Here is a 15157-nt window from a genome sequence, read left to right as displayed (position 1 = left end):
GAGGGGCCCATGGCCCTCAGTCTGAGCAAGGTCGAGGAAGCCGCGCCCGCGCTGGTGAGCCTCTACAAGTCGGCGGGGGTCTCGCTCCAGAAGCACGGCATGAGCGGGCAGCGCGTCGCCGTCTATCTCGTGCTCGACTACTCGGGCTCGATGAAGCCGTACTACCAGGACGGCAGCGTCCAGGCCCTGGCCGACCGGGTGTTGGGCCTCTCCGCCAACCTGGACGACGACGGCCGGGTGCCGGTGGTCTTCTTCTCCACCGACATCGACGCCGAGACCGACATCGCGCTCGCCGACCACCAGGGGCGGATCGACCGGATCGTCGCCGGGCTCGGCCACATGGGCAAGACCAGCTACCACCTGGCGATGGACGCGGTCATCGACCACTACCTCGACAGCGGGGCCACGGCCCCCGCGCTGGTCGTCTTCCAGACCGACGGCGGACCGATCAACAAGCTCGCCGCCGAGCGGTATCTGTGCAAGGCGGCGAAGCTGCCGATCTTCTGGCAGTTCATCGGCTTCGGCGACCCGGGCAGCAGGCAGTTCGAATTCCTGCGCAAGCTCGACGAGTTGGCCGTGCCGTCGAAGCGGCCGGTGGACAACGCCGGTTTCTTCCACGCCGGGAAGGACCCGCGCCGGGTCCCGGACGCGGAGCTGTACGACCGGATCGTCGCCGAGTTCCCCACGTGGCTGTCGGCGGCCCGGGCCCAGGCCATCGTCCGGTCATGACGTCCGCGCCCGGCCTCTCGCGCAGGCGTCCCCACCTGCGTCAAAAGGCAGTGGCCGAGCGGCTGTTCGCCACGTGATAGTGGCGCCATGGCTTCTCTTGTGCGACATGTGACGATCGACAGCTCCGACCCGTACACCCTGGCCGGCTTCTGGGCCTCCGTGCTGGACGCGAAGGTGTCCGACGAGGATCGGCCCGGCGACGACGAGGCGCTGGTGGAGACGGAGGGGGCGGGTCTGCTCTTCGTCCGGGTGCCGGAGCGGAAGTCGGTCAAGAACCGGGTCCACCTCGACATCCAGCCGCAGGACCGCACCCGCGACGAGGAGGTCGAGCGGCTGCTCGCGCTCGGCGCGAGGCTGGTCGGCGACCACCGGAAGGCGGACGGGACCGGCTGGGCGACCCTGGCCGATCCGGAGGGCAACGAGTTCTGCGTGGAGCGTTCGGACTCCGAGCGTTCGCAGTAATCCGGACAGAAGATGTCGGGTATCCGGTGTTCACTGCTCTCATGGGACACGCCGAAACCACCTGGTCCACCTTCGCCGCCGCCGAACCGGAGCTCGCCGCGACCGTACGGGAACGCTTCGGCCGGTACACGCATCACGTCCTCGCGACCGTACGGAAGGACGGCTCGCCGCGCCTCACCGGCCTGGAGGTGAACTTCCGCTTCGACGAGCTGTGGCTCGCGATGATGCCGAACTCCCGCAAGGCTCTGGACCTGCGGCGCGATCCACGGTTCTCGCTGCTCGCCAACCCGGGCGGCGGGACCGACATGGGCGGTGGGGACGTGCGCGTCTCCGGGCGGGCGGCCGAATCCGCCGACCCGGAGACGGTCGAGCGGTTCGCGCAGGAGGTCGGCGCGCCGCTGCCGTTCCACCTCTTCCTGGTGGAGCTGACCGAGGTGGTGCGCACGACCGTCGAGGGCGACGAGCTGGTCGTCCGCACCTGGACGCCGGGGCGGCCGGTACGGACGGTCCGGCGCGGCACCGACGACAGCGCGCCGCGCGAGGACTCATGACCCGCTGAGCACCTGGGCCCGGCACCAGGACGGGGAGCCCCAGGCGTCGCGGAGGGGCCGGGCCTTGCGCAGCCAGAGGGACAGGTCGAGCTCCTCGGTGTACCCGACGGCGCCATGGACCTGGAGGGCGGTACGGGCGGCGGCGTAGGCGGCCTCCCCGGCCGCGGCCTTCGCGGCGGCGAGATCGGCGCTCTCGAAGGTGAGCGCCGCTCCGAAGAGCAACGGCCGGGCGAACTCCAGGGCGATCAGGGTGTCGGCCAGGCGGTGCTTGACCGCCTGGAACGACCCGATCGGGGTCCCGAACTGCGTACGCCGGCGGGCGTGCGCCACGGTCCGGTCGAGGAGCGTGAGACCGAGGCCCAGTGCCTGGGCGGCCGTCGCGAGCATCGCCCACCGCACGGCCTGCTCGGCGGCGGCGCCGACGGCCGGCCCGGCGGCCAGCAGCTCCCCACCGTCGGCCACGGGCCGCGCGAGGCGCCGCGCGGGGTCGGCGGACGGACGCACGGGGCCGTGGCCGGCGGCGCTCCACAGCTCGTCCCCACGGACGACGAGCACGAGATCGGCGACGTCCGCGTCGAGCGCGTCGCGCTGTGGGCCTCCGTCCGGCCGGCCGGTGCCCCCCTCTGCCTCTCCCTTGCCGCACCCCGTGGTGGGCGGGTGGCGGGTGGGTGCCGCCATGGTCGCCACTGTCCCGCCCGAGGCGATTCCCGGGAGCAGCCGCTTCGCCGGGCCCGGGTCGCCTCTCCTCGCCAGCTCCGACAGCAGCGCCGCCACCGCCACCGTCTCCACCACCGGGCCCGGCACGCCATGCCGGCCCAACTCCACGAAGGCCGTGACCAGTTCGACGGGGAGGGGGCCCACGCCCTCGTACGGCTCCGGGACCGCGAGGGCGAAGACACCCGCCTCCGCGAGGCGGGACCACAGGGCGCGGCCCGGCGCCGGGTCACCCGCCGCCCAGGCGCGTACCGTCGCCGGCGTCCGCGCCGCCGTCAGCATCGCGTCCAGTGAGCGGGCGAAGGAGCGCTGCTCCTCCGTCGGCAGGAATCGCATCAGCGCCGCCCCTTCGGCAGGCCGAGCAGCCGCTCGGCGATGATGTCGCGCTGGATCTCGTTCGTGCCCGCGTAGATCGGGCCCGCGAGCGAGAAGACGTACCCCTCGGCCCACTCGCCGTCCGCCCGCTCCGCCTCCCCGCCCAGCAGATCGAGCGCTGTCTCGTGCAGCGCGAGGTCGTACTCCGACCAGAAGACCTTGTTCAGGCTCGACTCCGCCCCGATCGTCGCCCCCGCCGCGAAGCGCGAGGCGGCCCCCGCGGTGAAGAGCTGGTAGGCCCGTGCCCCGATCACGGCGTCCGCGACCCGGTCCCGCAGCGCCGGGTCCCCGCCGGTCTCGCGCCAGAGCCGTACGAGGCGGTCGGCGGCGGCCAGGAAGCGGCCGGGGGAGCGGAGCATGAGCCCCCGCTCGTTGCCCGTCGTGGACATCGCGATCCGCCAGCCCTGGCCGGGCTCGCCGATCACGTCCTCGTCGGGCACGGGGACCTCGTCGAGGAAGAGCTCGGCGAAGGCCGGTTTCCCGTCGAGCCGGCCGATGGGCCGGACGGTCACGCCCGGTGCCCGCAGGTCGAACATCAGGTACGTCAGCCCCCGGTGCGGCCTGTCCGGGTCCTTCTCCGGGTCCGTGCGGAAGATGCCGAAGGCCCGGTCGGCGAAGGCCGCCCGCGACGACCAGGTCTTCTGTCCGGACAGCAGCCATCCGCCGTCCGTCCGTACCGCCCGCGAGGTCAGCGAGGCGAGGTCCGAGCCGGCCTCGGGCTCGGACCATGCCTGCGCCCAGACGACCTCGCCGGTCGCCATCGACGGGAGCACCCGGGCCCGCTGCTCCTCCGTCGCGTGGTCGAAGAGGGTGGGGGCGAGGAGGCTGATGCCGTTCTGCGAGACGCGGCCCGGCGCCCCCGCCGCGTAGTACTCCTCCTCGAAGATCAGCCACCGGAAGATGTCGGCGCCCCGGCCCCCGTACCGCTCCGGCCAGGACACCACCGACCAGCGGCCGGCGGCCAGTTCCGCCTCCCACGCGCGGTGCGCGGCGAAGCCCTCCTCCGTCTCCAGGGACGGCAGCGGCTCCCTCGGCACATGGACGCGCAGCCACTCACGGGCCTCCGCCCGGAAGGCGTCCTCTTCGGCGCCGTACGACAGGTCCATCAGCCGCCCGCCTCCTTCGTCGCGGGCCGGTTCACGGTCGCGTACGCGACGGGGCCGCGACGCTCGTACGGCAGGGGCATCTCCCGCTCCTTCCCTAACAAGTGTTTGGTAGGTTAACGTACGGTCATGAGCAGCGCCATGAGCAGCGTCGAGGAGTTCCGCACCGCGGTACGGGACTGGTTGCACGCCCACCTCACCGGCGAGTTCGCCCACCTGAAGGGCCGCGGCGGACCGGGCAGGGAGCACGAGGCGTTCGCCGAACGCCTCGCCTGGGAACGGCACATGGCGGCCCACGGCTGGACCTGCGTGGGGTGGCCCGAGCGGTACGGCGGCCGCGGCGCGAGCATCGAGGAGCAGATCGCCTTCCACGAGGAGTACGCCCTCGCCGACGCCCCCGCCCGCGTCAACCACATCGGCGAACAACTCCTCGGACCCACCCTCATCGACCACGGCACCGAGGAACAGAAGGCCCGCTTCCTCCCCCCGATCCGCGCCGTCGAGGAGCTCTGGTGCCAGGGCTACAGCGAACCCGACGCGGGCTCCGACCTCGCCGCCGTCCGCACCCGCGCGGTCCGCGACGGCGACACCTGGGTGGTCGACGGCCAGAAGATCTGGACCTCGCTCGCCCACGCGTCCCAGTGGTGCTTCGTCGTCGCCCGCACCGAACCGGGATCGCGCAGGCACGCCGGACTCTCGTACCTCCTCGTCCCCATGGACCAGCCCGGCGTCGAGGTCCGGCCGATCGTCCAGCTCACCGGCACCAGCGAGTTCAACGAGGTCTTCTTCGACGGCGCACGGACCGACGCCGCGAACGTCGTCGGCGCACCCGGCGACGGCTGGCGGATCGCGATGGCCACCCTCGGCTACGAACGCGGCGTCTCCACCCTCGGCCAACAGGTCGGGTTCCGGCGCGAACTGGAGGGGCTGATCGCGCTCGCCCGCCACACCGGAGCCCTCGCCGACCCCCTCGTCCGCGACCGGCTCGTCCGTGCCTGGACCGGTCTGGAGGCGATGCGGGCGAACGCCCTGCGCGGCGCCGAGCCCTCCATGGCCAAGCTGTACTGGTCCCACTGGCACCGCGACCTCGGTGAACTGGCCATGGACATCCGCGGCGCCGCCTCCACCGTCGTCGGCGGCGAACCGTACGCGCTCGACGCGTGGCAGCGGCTGTTCCTCTTCTCCCGCGCCGACACCATCTACGCCGGGTCCAGCGAGATCCAGCGCACCATCATCGCCGAGCGGGTGCTCGGCCTCCCCAAGGAGCCGCGCCCATGAAGCCACCCCCGCCCTACGAGCCGGGACACGGACTCCTCACCGGCCGCGGCGCCGTCATCACCGCCGCCGCCGGAGCCGGCATCGGGGGCGCCACCGCCCGCCGCTTCCTGGAGGAGGGCGCCAGGATCCTCCTCAGCGACGCCCACGCCCGCCGCCTCGAGGAGACCGCCACCGCCCTCGCCGCCGAGTTCGGCGCCGACCGGATCGACTCCCTGCCCTGCGACGTCACCGACGAGACACAGGTCCAGCGGCTCGTCGACACCGCCGTACGCCTCCACGGCGGCCTCGACATCCTCGTCAACAACGCCGGCCTCGGCGGCACCGCCGCACTCGTCGACATGACCGACGCGCAGTGGACCCGCGTCCTCGACGTCACCCTGAACGGCACCTTCCGCTGCACCCGCGCCGCCCTGCGCCACTTCAGGGACGCGGGCGACGGCGGGGTGATCGTCAACAACGCCTCCGTCGTCGGCTGGCGCGCCCAGGCCGGGCAGGCCCACTACGCCGCCGCCAAGGCCGGCGTCATGGCCCTCACCCGCTGCGCCGCCGTCGAGGCGGCGGCCTACGGCGTCCGCGTCAACGCGGTCTCCCCGTCCCTGGCCATGCACCCCCACCTGGTCAAGGTCACCTCCGCAGACCTGCTCGCCGACCTCACCGCGGCCGAGGCCCTCGGGCGGTACGCCGAGCCCTGGGAGGTCGCCAACGTCATCGTCTTCCTCGCCAGCGGCTACTCCTCCTACATGACCGGCGAGACCGTCTCGGTCAGCAGCCAGCACCCGTAGGGCCAGAATGGACGTGTGCCGAAGACTGCCAGCAACGCCAGCAACGCCAGCGACACCCGCAATGTCAGCAAGAAGAAGACCCCGGTGACCGCCTCGCCCGAGCGGCGCCGCGAGCTCCTGGACATCGCGGCCGAGGTGTTCGCCGCACAGGGGTACAACGCCACGACCGTACGCAAGATCGCCGACGCCGCCGGCATGCTCGCCGGCAGCCTCTACTACCACTTCGATTCCAAGGAATCGATGCTCGACGAGATCCTCTCCACCTTCCTGACCGAGCTCTGGGAGGGCTACGACGCCGTCCTCGCCGCCGGCCTCGGGCCCAGGGAGACCATCGAGGCCCTCGTGACCGAGTCCTTCCGGGAGATCGACCGGCACCGCGCCGCCGTCGCCATCTACCAGAAGGAATCCCGGCACCTCGGCGACCAGCCCCGCTTCCACTACCTCTCCGACTCGCAGGTCAAGTTCGAGAAGGCGTGGCTCGGCACGCTGGAGCGGGGCGTCGAGGCCCGCGTGTTCCGCGCCGACCTCGACGTCCGGCTCACCTACCGGTTCGTCCGCGACACCGTCTGGGTCGCCGCGTCCTGGTACCGCCCGGGCGGACAGCACAGCCCGGAGGAGATCGCCCGCCAGTACCTGTCGATGGTCCTGGACGGGATCGCCGTACGTCCGTAGACATCTGGAGGAGTCGTCATGGCCGAGGCCTACATCGTCGAAGCGGTCCGCACCCCGGTCGGCCGCCGCAGGGGAGGTCTGGCCTCCGTCCACCCGGCCGACCTCGGCGCCCACGTCCTGAAGGCCCTCGTCGCGCGATCGGGTGTCGACCCCGCCGCCGTCGAGGACGTGGTCTTCGGCTGCCTCGACACCGTGGGCCCGCAGGCCGGCGACATCGCCCGGACGGCCTGGCTCGCCGCCGGCCTCCCCGAAGAGGTCCCCGGCGTCACGATCGACCGCCAGTGCGGCTCCTCCCAGCAGGCCGTGCACTTCGCCGCCCAGGGCGTCCTGTCCGGCACCCAGGACCTCGTCGTCGCGGGCGGCACCCAGAACATGTCCATGATCCCCATCGCCTTCGCCTCCCGGCAGGCCGCCGAACCGCTCGGCCTGACCGACGGCCCCTACGCCGGCTCCGAGGGCTGGCGGGCCCGCTACGGAGACGCGCCCGTCAACCAGTTCCACGGCGCCGAACTGATCGCGAAGAAGTGGGGCATCACCCGCCGTGACCAGGAGGAATTCGCGCTCCGCTCCCACGAGCGCGCGCTGCGCGCGCTCGACGAGGGCCGCTTCGCACGGGAGACCGTGCCCTACGGCGACGTGACCGCCGACGAGGGCCCCCGCCGGGACACCACCCTGGAGAAGATGGCCGGCCTGAAGCCCGTCGTCGAGGGGGGCACCATCACGGCGGCCTGCTCCTCCCAGGTCTCCGACGGCGCCGCGGCCATGCTCCTCGCGAGCGAGCGGGCCGTACGGGAACACGGCCTCACCCCGCGCGCCCGCGTCCACCACCTCTCCGTCCGCGGCGAGGACCCCATCCGGATGCTCTCCGCCCCGATCCCGGCCACCGCCCACGCCCTGAAGAAGACCGGCATGTCCATCGACGACATGGACCTCGTCGAGATCAACGAGGCCTTCGCCCCCGTCGTCCTCGCCTGGCTCAAGGAGACCGGCGCGGACCCCGACCGGGTGAACGTCAACGGCGGCGCGATCGCCCTCGGCCACCCGCTGGGCGCCACCGGCGTGAAGCTGATGACCACCCTGCTCCATGAACTCGAGCGCACCGGGGGCCGGTTCGGCCTCCAGACCATGTGCGAGGGCGGGGGCCAGGCGAACGTCACGATCATCGAGCGGATGTGACACTCGTCGCTGTCCCGCCCGGAGGGGCGGGACAGCGTGCTAGTCTTTCGGTGTTGCTAGTTGGTACCCATGAACTTTATGTGCGCCTGACGGGAATGTTCCTCAGGCGCAATTTTGTTTTCCGGACTCTCCGGGATGGGGCCCTTACCTATTCAGGAGATCATTGTGGCTACCGGCACTGTGAAGTGGTTCAACGCCGAAAAGGGCTTCGGCTTCATCGAGCAGGACGGCGGCGGCGCCGACGTCTTCGCCCACTACTCGAACATCGCGACCTCCGGCTTCCGTGAGCTCCAGGAAGGCCAGAAGGTCACCTTCGACGTCACGCAGGGCCAGAAGGGCCCGCAGGCGGAGAACATCCTCCCCGCCTGATCGCCGTACGCGATTCTCGCAGCCGGGACCCGCACCGTGCAGGTGCGGGTCCCGGCTCGCGCTGTGCTCAGGCCCAGGAAGGCATTTCCCTATGACTCGATCCGAAAAGCGGCCCCGCCGGGCCGCGGAATCCACTTCCGGAACCCCGTCCGGAAATGCCTCGGGCCGCCCCGCGCGCGGCTCGGGCAACGCCGGCGCCCGCCGTGGCGCCGCCGCCCCGAAGGGCAAGGGGGCCGGCCGCGGACGCGGACCGGCCACGCCTCCGCCGCCGCGTGAGTTCACCCTGCCGGAGACGCTGACGCCCGCGCTCCCCTCCGTCGAGTCCTTCGACGCCCTCGACATGCCCGCGGCACTGGTCAAGACGCTCAACGCACAGGGCGTGACCGAGCCGTTCCCGATCCAGGGCGCCACCCTGCCGAACTCGCTCGCCGGCCGCGACATCCTCGGCCGCGGCCGCACCGGCTCCGGCAAGACCCTCGCCTTCGGCCTCGCCCTGCTCGCCCGCACCGCGGGCCGCCGCGCCGAGCCCAAGGCGCCGCTCGCCATGGTCCTCGTGCCCACCCGCGAGCTCGCCCAGCAGGTGACCGACGCCCTCACGCCGTACGCCACCTCGGTGCAGCTGCGCGTGGCGACCGTCGTCGGCGGCATGTCCATCACCAAGCAGGCCAACTCGCTGCGCCGCGGCGCCGAAGTCCTCGTCGCCACGCCCGGGCGCCTCAAGGACCTCATCGAGCGCGGCGACTGCCGGCTCGACCAGGTCGCGATCACGGTCCTGGACGAGGCCGACCAGATGGCCGACATGGGCTTCATGCCGCAGGTCGTCGCGCTGCTCAAGCAGGTCGAGCCGGACGGTCAGCGGATGCTGTTCTCGGCCACGCTCGACCAGAACATCGACCGGCTGGTCAAGATGTTCCTCACCGACCCGGTCGTGCACTCCGTCGACCCCTCCGCCGGCGCGGTCACGACGATGGAGCACCACCTGCTCTACATCGCCGACGAGACCGACAAGAAGGCCGTCACGATGAAGATCGCGGCCCGCGACGGCCGCACGATCCTCTTCCTCGACACCAAGCGGTCCGTGGACCGGCTGGTCAAGCGGCTCCTCGCCAACGGCGTCCGGGCCTCCGGGCTGCACGGCGGCCGCTCCCAGCCGCAGCGCAACCGCACCCTGGACCAGTTCAAGACCGGCCAGGTCACCGCTCTGGTGGCGACCAACGTGGCGGCCCGCGGCATCCACGTCGACGACCTCGACCTGGTCGTCAACGTCGACCCGCCGGTCGACCACAAGGACTACCTGCACCGCGGCGGCCGCACCGCCCGGGCCGGCGAGTCCGGCAGCGTCGTCACCCTCGTGCTGCCCGAGGAGAAGCGGGACATGAGCCGGCTGATGTCGAACGCCGGCATCACCCCCCGTACGGCGCAGATCAAGTCCAGCGACGAGGAGCTGACGCGGCTCACCGGCGCCCAGGAGCCGTCCGGCATACCGATCGTCATCGAGGTCCCGCAGCCGGCCCAGCCCCCCGCCGCCCGCGGCGGCGGCCAGCGCTCCCGCCGCGGCGGCGGCGGTGGCAGTGGCGCCGGCCGCACCCGCTCCCAGGCCACCGGCCGTACGGGAACGGGTACGAGCAGCGGCACGCGCACGGGCGCCGGCACCGGTACACGCACGGGCGCGGGTGCCGGCACCGGTACGCGCACGGGCGCCGGCACGGGGACGCGGACGGGCGGCGCGGCCTCCCGTACCCGCGCCGGCGGTGCCACCGGCGGCCGTGGCCGCCGGGGCGGCACCACCTAGTCGACGAGCCGGTCCTGGAGCCGCGCCAGCGTGTGCGGCTCCAGGCCCAGGCCGTCCGTGAGGTAGCGGAACAGGCCGCCGTAACCGGCCCTCACCTCGCCGAGCGCGGTGTTCAGGTACTCCGTCCGCACCTCCTGCAGCGGGATGATCAGATCCGGGTTCTGCATGAGCCCGCCCTGCTTCAGACCCTCCCGCACCTTCGCGTCGTACGCGGCCCGGAACGTGTTCGAGGCCAGGTAGTCGCCGACGACCGCGCTCTCCGGCACCCCCAGGACCGTCAGCAGCAGGTAACTCGCCCAGCCCGTACGGTCCTTGCCCGAGGTGCAGTGGTACAGCGAGGGGGTCGCGCCCAGGGTCGCGAGTTCGCGGAGCGTGGCGCCGAACTGCGCGCGGTTGGCGGCGCTGGTGACGAAGGTGCGGTACACCTCGTGCATGAACGCGGCGGCCCGGCCGCCGCCCAGCATCTCCTCCTGGCGCACCGGATCCCGGGAGCCGATCGCCGCGAGCAGTTGACCGAACAGACCGTTGTCGGTGACGGGACGGGACACCGCGGCGACTCCGGCGGGGAGCTTGTCCGCGCCGTCGTACTGGACCTCCAGCGGGATGCGGAAGTCGACGACCCGGCCCAGACGCAGTCCGGCGAGGGTCGTCACATCGGCGTCGGTGAGCTTGCCGAGGGCGTCCGACCGGTACACCAGGCCGTGGCGGACCCGGTCGCCCGTGTAGGTGAGATAACCACCCAGGTCGCGGACGTTGACCGCGCCCTGGAGCGGGATGTGGCGGAGGGCGGTGCCCGCGCGCGGCCGGGCCAGGGCGGTGGGGGCGAGGGCCGCGGTGAGGACGGCGGCGGTCGTGGTGCTCAGCAAAGCGCGTCTCGACAGAGACATGACCGGACTCCCTTGCGGGGATGAGGGTTCACCCTGGTGATGGCAGGGTGCGGAGCGCGTGTGCGGCCTCGGACATGACCCGCAGGACGAGTTCCTCGCAGCTCGGAAGATCCTCGATCAGCCCCGCGACCTGCCCGGACGCCATGACACCGAGGTCGGTGCGGCCCTCGACCATGGACGCCCTGAGGAGCATGGGGGTGTTCGCGGCGAGCAGGACCTGGCTCCACGAGAGGTCCTTGCCGTGTCTCATCGCGAGACCGTCGCGGACCATCCGCGACCACGAGAGCCCCGAGATCCTGCGGAAACCGGCCGCACGGCGGACGGCCTGCGCCAAGGCCCGTACGCGGCCCGCCCGTTCGAGGGCGGCGACCATCTCCGTACGGAGCATCCGGTGCGGCAGCCCGTCGACGGCGGTCGTCACCGTCACGTCCCTGACCGTCGCGGCCAGGTACATCGCCTTGACGGCGTCGGGGACGGTGGAGTCGGAGGTGAGCAGGAAGCGGGTGCCCATGGCGATGCCGGCCGCGCCGTAGGAGAGCGCCGCTACCAGGCCGCGGCCGTCGTGGAAGCCGCCCGCCGCGATCACCGGGATGCCGACCGCGTCGACCACCTGCGGCAGCAGGACGGTCGTCGCGACCTCGCCGGTGTGCCCGCCGCCCTCGCCGCCCTGCACGATCACCGCGTCCGCACCCCAGGCGGCGACCTTCTCGGCGTGCCGCCGGGCGCCCACGGAAGGGATCACGACCACGCCCGCGTCCTTGAGCTCGGCGATCAGCTCCCGGGACGGGGCGAGGGCGAAGGAGGCGACCCGTACACCCTCGTCGACGATGATCCGTACCCGCTCGCGGGCATCGCCGGCGTCGGCCCGCAGATTCACCCCGAAGGGCCGGTCGGTACGGGACTTCACCTCACGGACCGCGGCCCGCAGCTCCTCCACGGTCATCGTCGCCGAGGCGAGGACGCCGAGGGCGCCGGCGGCGGCCGAGGCCGAGACCAGCCGCGGTCCGGCCACCCAGCCCATGCCGGTCTGGACGATGGGGTGGCGCACGCCGGCGAGTCGGGTGAGTGCCGTCTCCATCAGGCCCGGACCTCCCGGTCCCGCAGCCCCGCGGGGTCGATCACCTCGCGGATGAGCCGCAGCTCCCCGGCGGTCGGTTCGCGGGTGTACGGGACGTCGTCGCCGATCACCAGGTCGAAGCCGGTGGCCCGCCTGACCTGGTCCACGGTGACGCCCGGGTGGAGCGAGGCGAGGCGCATCGAGCGGTCGGGCGTCTCGAAATCGAAGACGCCCAGGTCGGAGACGACCCGGGGGATCCGGTGGAAGCGCGCAGCCCCCGCGGCGGCCGCGCGGTCGTATCCGACGCCGCTGACCATGTCCACGCGCTCCACGAAGACCCGGGGCGAGTGCTTGGGGATCCAGTAACTGACGGGGTTGTTCAGCGTGTTGACCGGGGCACCGCGGACCCCGAGGAGCTGGCGGGCGGGCCGGGACCAGTCGCCGATGCAGGAGATGTTCTGGTTTCCGTACCGGTCGATCTGGCTCGCGCCCATCATGACGTGCCGCTTGCCACCGGTGACCATGGTGAGATGGCGGCGGTACGGCAGCCAGCCCTCGACCTCCCCGTCGAGGCCGACGAGCATCGCCTCGCCGTCGGTCAGCAGCAGGTCGGGGGAGAAGGAACGCTTGGCGAGCCGGGCGCCGAAGGAGGAGACCGGGGCCATGGCGGCGGCCAGGACCTCGCCGTCGTCACGCCATGCCTCGGCGCAGGCGACGACGCAGTATTCGGCCCGTGTGGTGGTGGTCGTGGTCACCGCTGCTCCTCGCGCCAGGCGCGGACGGCCTGCTGGTAGTCGTCCTCGCTCTTGCCTGCGAGGAACCTCTCGGCGAACTCGGGCCAGGGGGTGGTCGCGTACAGCTTCTGGAAGGGCTCGTCGCGGCCGTAGTCGGGGGCGCAGGAGGTGAAGTGCGCGCCGTTCGGGACCTCGACGACACCGGTGACGCTGTGCCGGCCGACGAGCAGCGACTGCGGGACGGTGGAGGTGCCGGAGCCGGGGGCGAAGGTGTCGACGATCCGCTCGCAGCTGACGTACGCGGTGTCGGCCGCCTCGCAGAAGAGGTCGTCGAAGTAGGGGTCCGGGCCGAGGTACTGGCCGTTGCCGAGCCGGTCGGCCCGGTTGAGGTGGACGAGGGCGGCGTCCATGCGCAGGGCGGGCACGGCGACGAACGTCTCCCCGTCCTCGTACGGCGAGGTGACCGTCCGCAGCTCGGGGTTGACCGTCATCACGTCCGAGCCGAGACCGGCCCGCACGGGCAGGAAGGGCAGCCGGTTGGCGGCGGCGTGCAGACCCCACATGAACATGGCCTCGTCCAGTTCCGTGAAGGCGAAGGCGCCGCGCTCACGGGCCGCGCGGAAGTGCGGTTCGAGGGGGATGGAGTCCAGGGTGGTGAAGGCGGCCACGAGCCTGCGGATGCGGCCGGCGGCGGCGAGCAGGCCCACGTCGGGGCCTCCGTAGGAGATCACGGTGAGATCGCTGATCTCGGACCGGAGCAGCGCTCTGACCAGGGCCATCGGCTTGCGGCGCGAGCCCCAGCCGCCGATGCCGATGGTCATGCCGCTGCGCAGGCGGCCCACCACCTCGTCGGGGGTCATCGTCTTGTCGGTCACGAGCCGGCCTCCCTGGCCTCGTCCTTGCCGAAGGTGTCGCGGACGCGGTCGGCGACGCCGCTGAGGTTGGCCTCGAAGGTGAAGCCCTGCTCGAAGCGGTAGCTGCGGTGCACGTCCACGGGGTCGATCCCGTTGATGGCGGCCTTGGCGAGACGGATCAGAGATCCGTCCTTCCGGGCGATCTCGCCCGCCAGCTCCATGGCCGCGTCCAGGAGTTCCGCGCGCGGCACGACCTTCCAGACCGAGCCGTGGGCGTGCAGCTCGGCGGCGGTGACGGTGCGCGAGGTGTAGTACAGCGCGCGCATGAGGTGCTGCGGGACGAGCCGGGCGAGATGGGTGGCGGCGCCGAGCGCCCCCTGGTCCAGCTCCGGCAGGCCGAACGTGGCGTCCTCGGAGGCGACGATCGCGTCCGCGTTGCCGACGAGCCCGATCCCACCGCCCAGGCAGAAACCGCCGACGGCCGCGACGACCGGGACCTCGCACGCGTACACCGCCGAAAAGGCTTCCGCGCAGCCGTGGTTGGCGCCGATGAGCGCGGTGTGGCGCCCGTTGGGGTGCTCGCGCTGCATCTCCTTGATGTCGACGCCGGCGTTGAAGCCGCGACCGGCGGCGGCCAGCACCACGCAGCGGACCTCGGTGTCCCGGCCGGCCGTGCGGACGGCGTCGGCGAGGTCGTACCAGCCCCGCACAGGGAGGGCGTTGACGGGTGGGAAGTCGACGGTGACGAGGGCGATGCCCTTTCCGGGGCGGGAGGTGGAGACACCCATGAGCGGATCAGCTACCTTTCCACCAAACATTTGTTAGGTGACTGCGTGGTGAGGAAAGGTAGCAGCCGATGGAGCTGGACGGGAGGGTCGCCGTCGTCACCGGCGGCACACGAGGGGTCGGCGCGGGCATCGCCCGGGCCTTCCTCAGGGCCGGGGCGCACGTGGTCGTCTGCGCGCGCCGGCCCCCGGACGAGGCGGTGACCGACGGCGGCCGGGAAGCCGCCTTCGCCCCCCTCGACCTGCGCGAACCCGCGGCGGTCGCCGCCTTCTTCGCGCGCGTGGACGAGCGGTACGGGCGCCTGGACGTGCTGGTCAACAACGCCGGCGGCACTCCGTACCGGCTCCTCGGCGAGGGCGACGGCGAACGGCACGCCCGGGTCGTCGCCCTGAACCTCACCGCCCCGCTGGCCGTCTCCCTCGCCGCGTACGAGCTGCTGCGGGCCTCCCGCGGGTCGGTCGTCATGATCGGCAGCGTCAGCGGGACCCGCCCCTCGCCCGGCACGGCCGCCTACGGCGCCGCCAAGGCCGGCCTGGAGAACCTGGCCCGCTCGATGGCCGTGGAGTGGTCCCCCGAGGTACGGGTCAACACCCTCGTCCTCGGCATGGTCCGCACCGAGCTGTCCCACCTCCACTACGGCGACGAGGACGGCATCGCCGCCGTCGCGGCGACGGTGCCGCTCGGCCGGCTCGCCGAGCCCTCGGACGTGGGCGAGGCGGCGGTCTTCCTCGCCTCCGACCGGGCCGCGTACGTCTCGGGGGCGTCGCTGCTCGTGCACGGGGGCGGCGAACGCCCCGCGTTTCTGGATGCCGCAACGGTCGACAGGGAGAGCTGAG

At 72.5% G+C, this 15157-nt stretch carries 17 protein-coding genes; 10 read left to right on the top strand and 7 right to left on the bottom strand.

Annotation, left to right across the window (positions count from 1 at the left end; genetic code table 11):
* Positions 1-9 precede the first annotated feature (9 nt).
* The 3 genes from ACZ4VW_RS05310 to ACZ4VW_RS05300 all read left to right on the top strand — a co-directional run bounded on the left by ACZ4VW_RS05310 (position 10) and on the right by ACZ4VW_RS05300 (position 1742).
* Positions 10-729, top strand: coding sequence for a vWA domain-containing protein (locus ACZ4VW_RS05310; RefSeq protein ID WP_467958626.1), 720 nt, complete (start codon positions 10-12; stop codon positions 727-729).
* Positions 730-816: 87 nt separating this feature from the next.
* Positions 817-1191: a VOC family protein gene (locus ACZ4VW_RS05305; protein WP_467958624.1), complete on the top strand. Its 375-nt coding sequence runs from the start codon at positions 817-819 to the stop codon at positions 1189-1191.
* Positions 1192-1232: 41 nt separating this feature from the next.
* Entirely contained in the window at positions 1233-1742 is a 510-nt protein-coding gene (locus tag ACZ4VW_RS05300) for a pyridoxamine 5'-phosphate oxidase family protein (RefSeq protein WP_467958622.1), read from the top strand.
* On the opposite strand, the gene ACZ4VW_RS05295 is transcribed toward ACZ4VW_RS05300, so the two are convergent.
* A complete protein-coding gene (locus tag ACZ4VW_RS05295) occupies positions 1737-2792 on the bottom strand; it encodes an acyl-CoA dehydrogenase family protein (RefSeq protein ID WP_467958620.1) in 1056 nt (351 codons plus the stop codon). The two genes, ACZ4VW_RS05300 and ACZ4VW_RS05295, sit on opposite strands and share 6 nt — an antisense overlap.
* Entirely contained in the window at positions 2792-3937 is a 1146-nt protein-coding gene (locus ACZ4VW_RS05290; protein ID WP_467958618.1) for an acyl-CoA dehydrogenase family protein, read from the bottom strand. Before ACZ4VW_RS05290 ends, ACZ4VW_RS05295 begins: the two co-directional genes overlap by 1 nt.
* Positions 3938-4075: 138 nt before the next feature.
* Here ACZ4VW_RS05290 and ACZ4VW_RS05285 point away from each other — a divergent pair, with 138 nt between their 5' ends.
* From ACZ4VW_RS05285 to ACZ4VW_RS05260, 6 genes are all read left to right on the top strand, one after another.
* Entirely contained in the window at positions 4076-5212 is a 1137-nt protein-coding gene (locus ACZ4VW_RS05285; RefSeq protein WP_467959567.1) for an acyl-CoA dehydrogenase family protein, read from the top strand.
* Positions 5209-5994, top strand: coding sequence for an SDR family oxidoreductase (locus ACZ4VW_RS05280; protein ID WP_467958616.1), 786 nt, complete (start codon positions 5209-5211; stop codon positions 5992-5994). Before ACZ4VW_RS05285 ends, ACZ4VW_RS05280 begins: the two co-directional genes overlap by 4 nt.
* A gap of 15 nt (positions 5995-6009) precedes the next feature.
* On the top strand, positions 6010-6666 hold the full coding sequence (locus ACZ4VW_RS05275; protein WP_467958614.1) for a TetR/AcrR family transcriptional regulator: 657 nt from the start codon (positions 6010-6012) through the stop codon (positions 6664-6666).
* Between the two features lie 18 nt (positions 6667-6684).
* Positions 6685-7842, top strand: a complete 1158-nt coding sequence (locus ACZ4VW_RS05270; protein WP_467958612.1) for an acetyl-CoA C-acetyltransferase — start codon at positions 6685-6687, stop codon at positions 7840-7842.
* A gap of 165 nt (positions 7843-8007) precedes the next feature.
* On the top strand, positions 8008-8211 hold the full coding sequence (locus ACZ4VW_RS05265) for a cold-shock protein (protein WP_290114082.1): 204 nt from the start codon (positions 8008-8010) through the stop codon (positions 8209-8211).
* Positions 8212-8302: 91 nt separating this feature from the next.
* A complete protein-coding gene (locus tag ACZ4VW_RS05260) occupies positions 8303-10003 on the top strand; it encodes a DEAD/DEAH box helicase (RefSeq protein WP_467958610.1) in 1701 nt (566 codons plus the stop codon).
* On the opposite strand, the gene ACZ4VW_RS05255 is transcribed toward ACZ4VW_RS05260, so the two are convergent.
* From ACZ4VW_RS05255 to ACZ4VW_RS05235, 5 genes are read right to left on the bottom strand one after another with little or no spacing between them, the layout of a single operon-like run.
* The gene (locus tag ACZ4VW_RS05255) at positions 10000-10890 is read right to left on the bottom strand and encodes a tyrosine-protein phosphatase (RefSeq protein WP_467958608.1); all 891 of its coding nucleotides are present in this window, start codon (positions 10888-10890) and stop codon (positions 10000-10002) included. The two genes, ACZ4VW_RS05260 and ACZ4VW_RS05255, sit on opposite strands and share 4 nt — an antisense overlap.
* 28 nt (positions 10891-10918) lie before the next feature.
* Positions 10919-11968, bottom strand: coding sequence for an NAD(P)H-dependent flavin oxidoreductase (locus tag ACZ4VW_RS05250; RefSeq protein WP_467958606.1), 1050 nt, complete (start codon positions 11966-11968; stop codon positions 10919-10921).
* Positions 11968-12702, bottom strand: coding sequence for a CoA-transferase subunit beta (locus ACZ4VW_RS05245; RefSeq protein WP_467958604.1), 735 nt, complete (start codon positions 12700-12702; stop codon positions 11968-11970). Before ACZ4VW_RS05245 ends, ACZ4VW_RS05250 begins: the two co-directional genes overlap by 1 nt.
* Entirely contained in the window at positions 12699-13556 is an 858-nt protein-coding gene (locus ACZ4VW_RS05240) for a CoA transferase subunit A (protein ID WP_467958602.1), read from the bottom strand. The genes ACZ4VW_RS05245 and ACZ4VW_RS05240 overlap by 4 nt, the downstream gene beginning before the upstream one ends.
* The gene (locus ACZ4VW_RS05235) at positions 13553-14323 is read right to left on the bottom strand and encodes an enoyl-CoA hydratase family protein (protein ID WP_467958600.1); all 771 of its coding nucleotides are present in this window, start codon (positions 14321-14323) and stop codon (positions 13553-13555) included. Before ACZ4VW_RS05235 ends, ACZ4VW_RS05240 begins: the two co-directional genes overlap by 4 nt.
* A gap of 68 nt (positions 14324-14391) precedes the next feature.
* On the opposite strand from ACZ4VW_RS05235, the gene ACZ4VW_RS05230 reads away from it, so the two are divergent.
* Positions 14392-15156, top strand: coding sequence for an SDR family oxidoreductase (locus tag ACZ4VW_RS05230; protein WP_467958598.1), 765 nt, complete (start codon positions 14392-14394; stop codon positions 15154-15156).
* Position 15157 lies beyond the last annotated feature (1 nt).

The sequence above is a fragment of the Streptomyces sp. NPDC029139 genome (assembly GCF_055564335.1).
The sequence above is the reverse complement of the archived record's forward strand: the minus strand, read 5'-3'. Positions and strand labels throughout refer to the sequence as shown.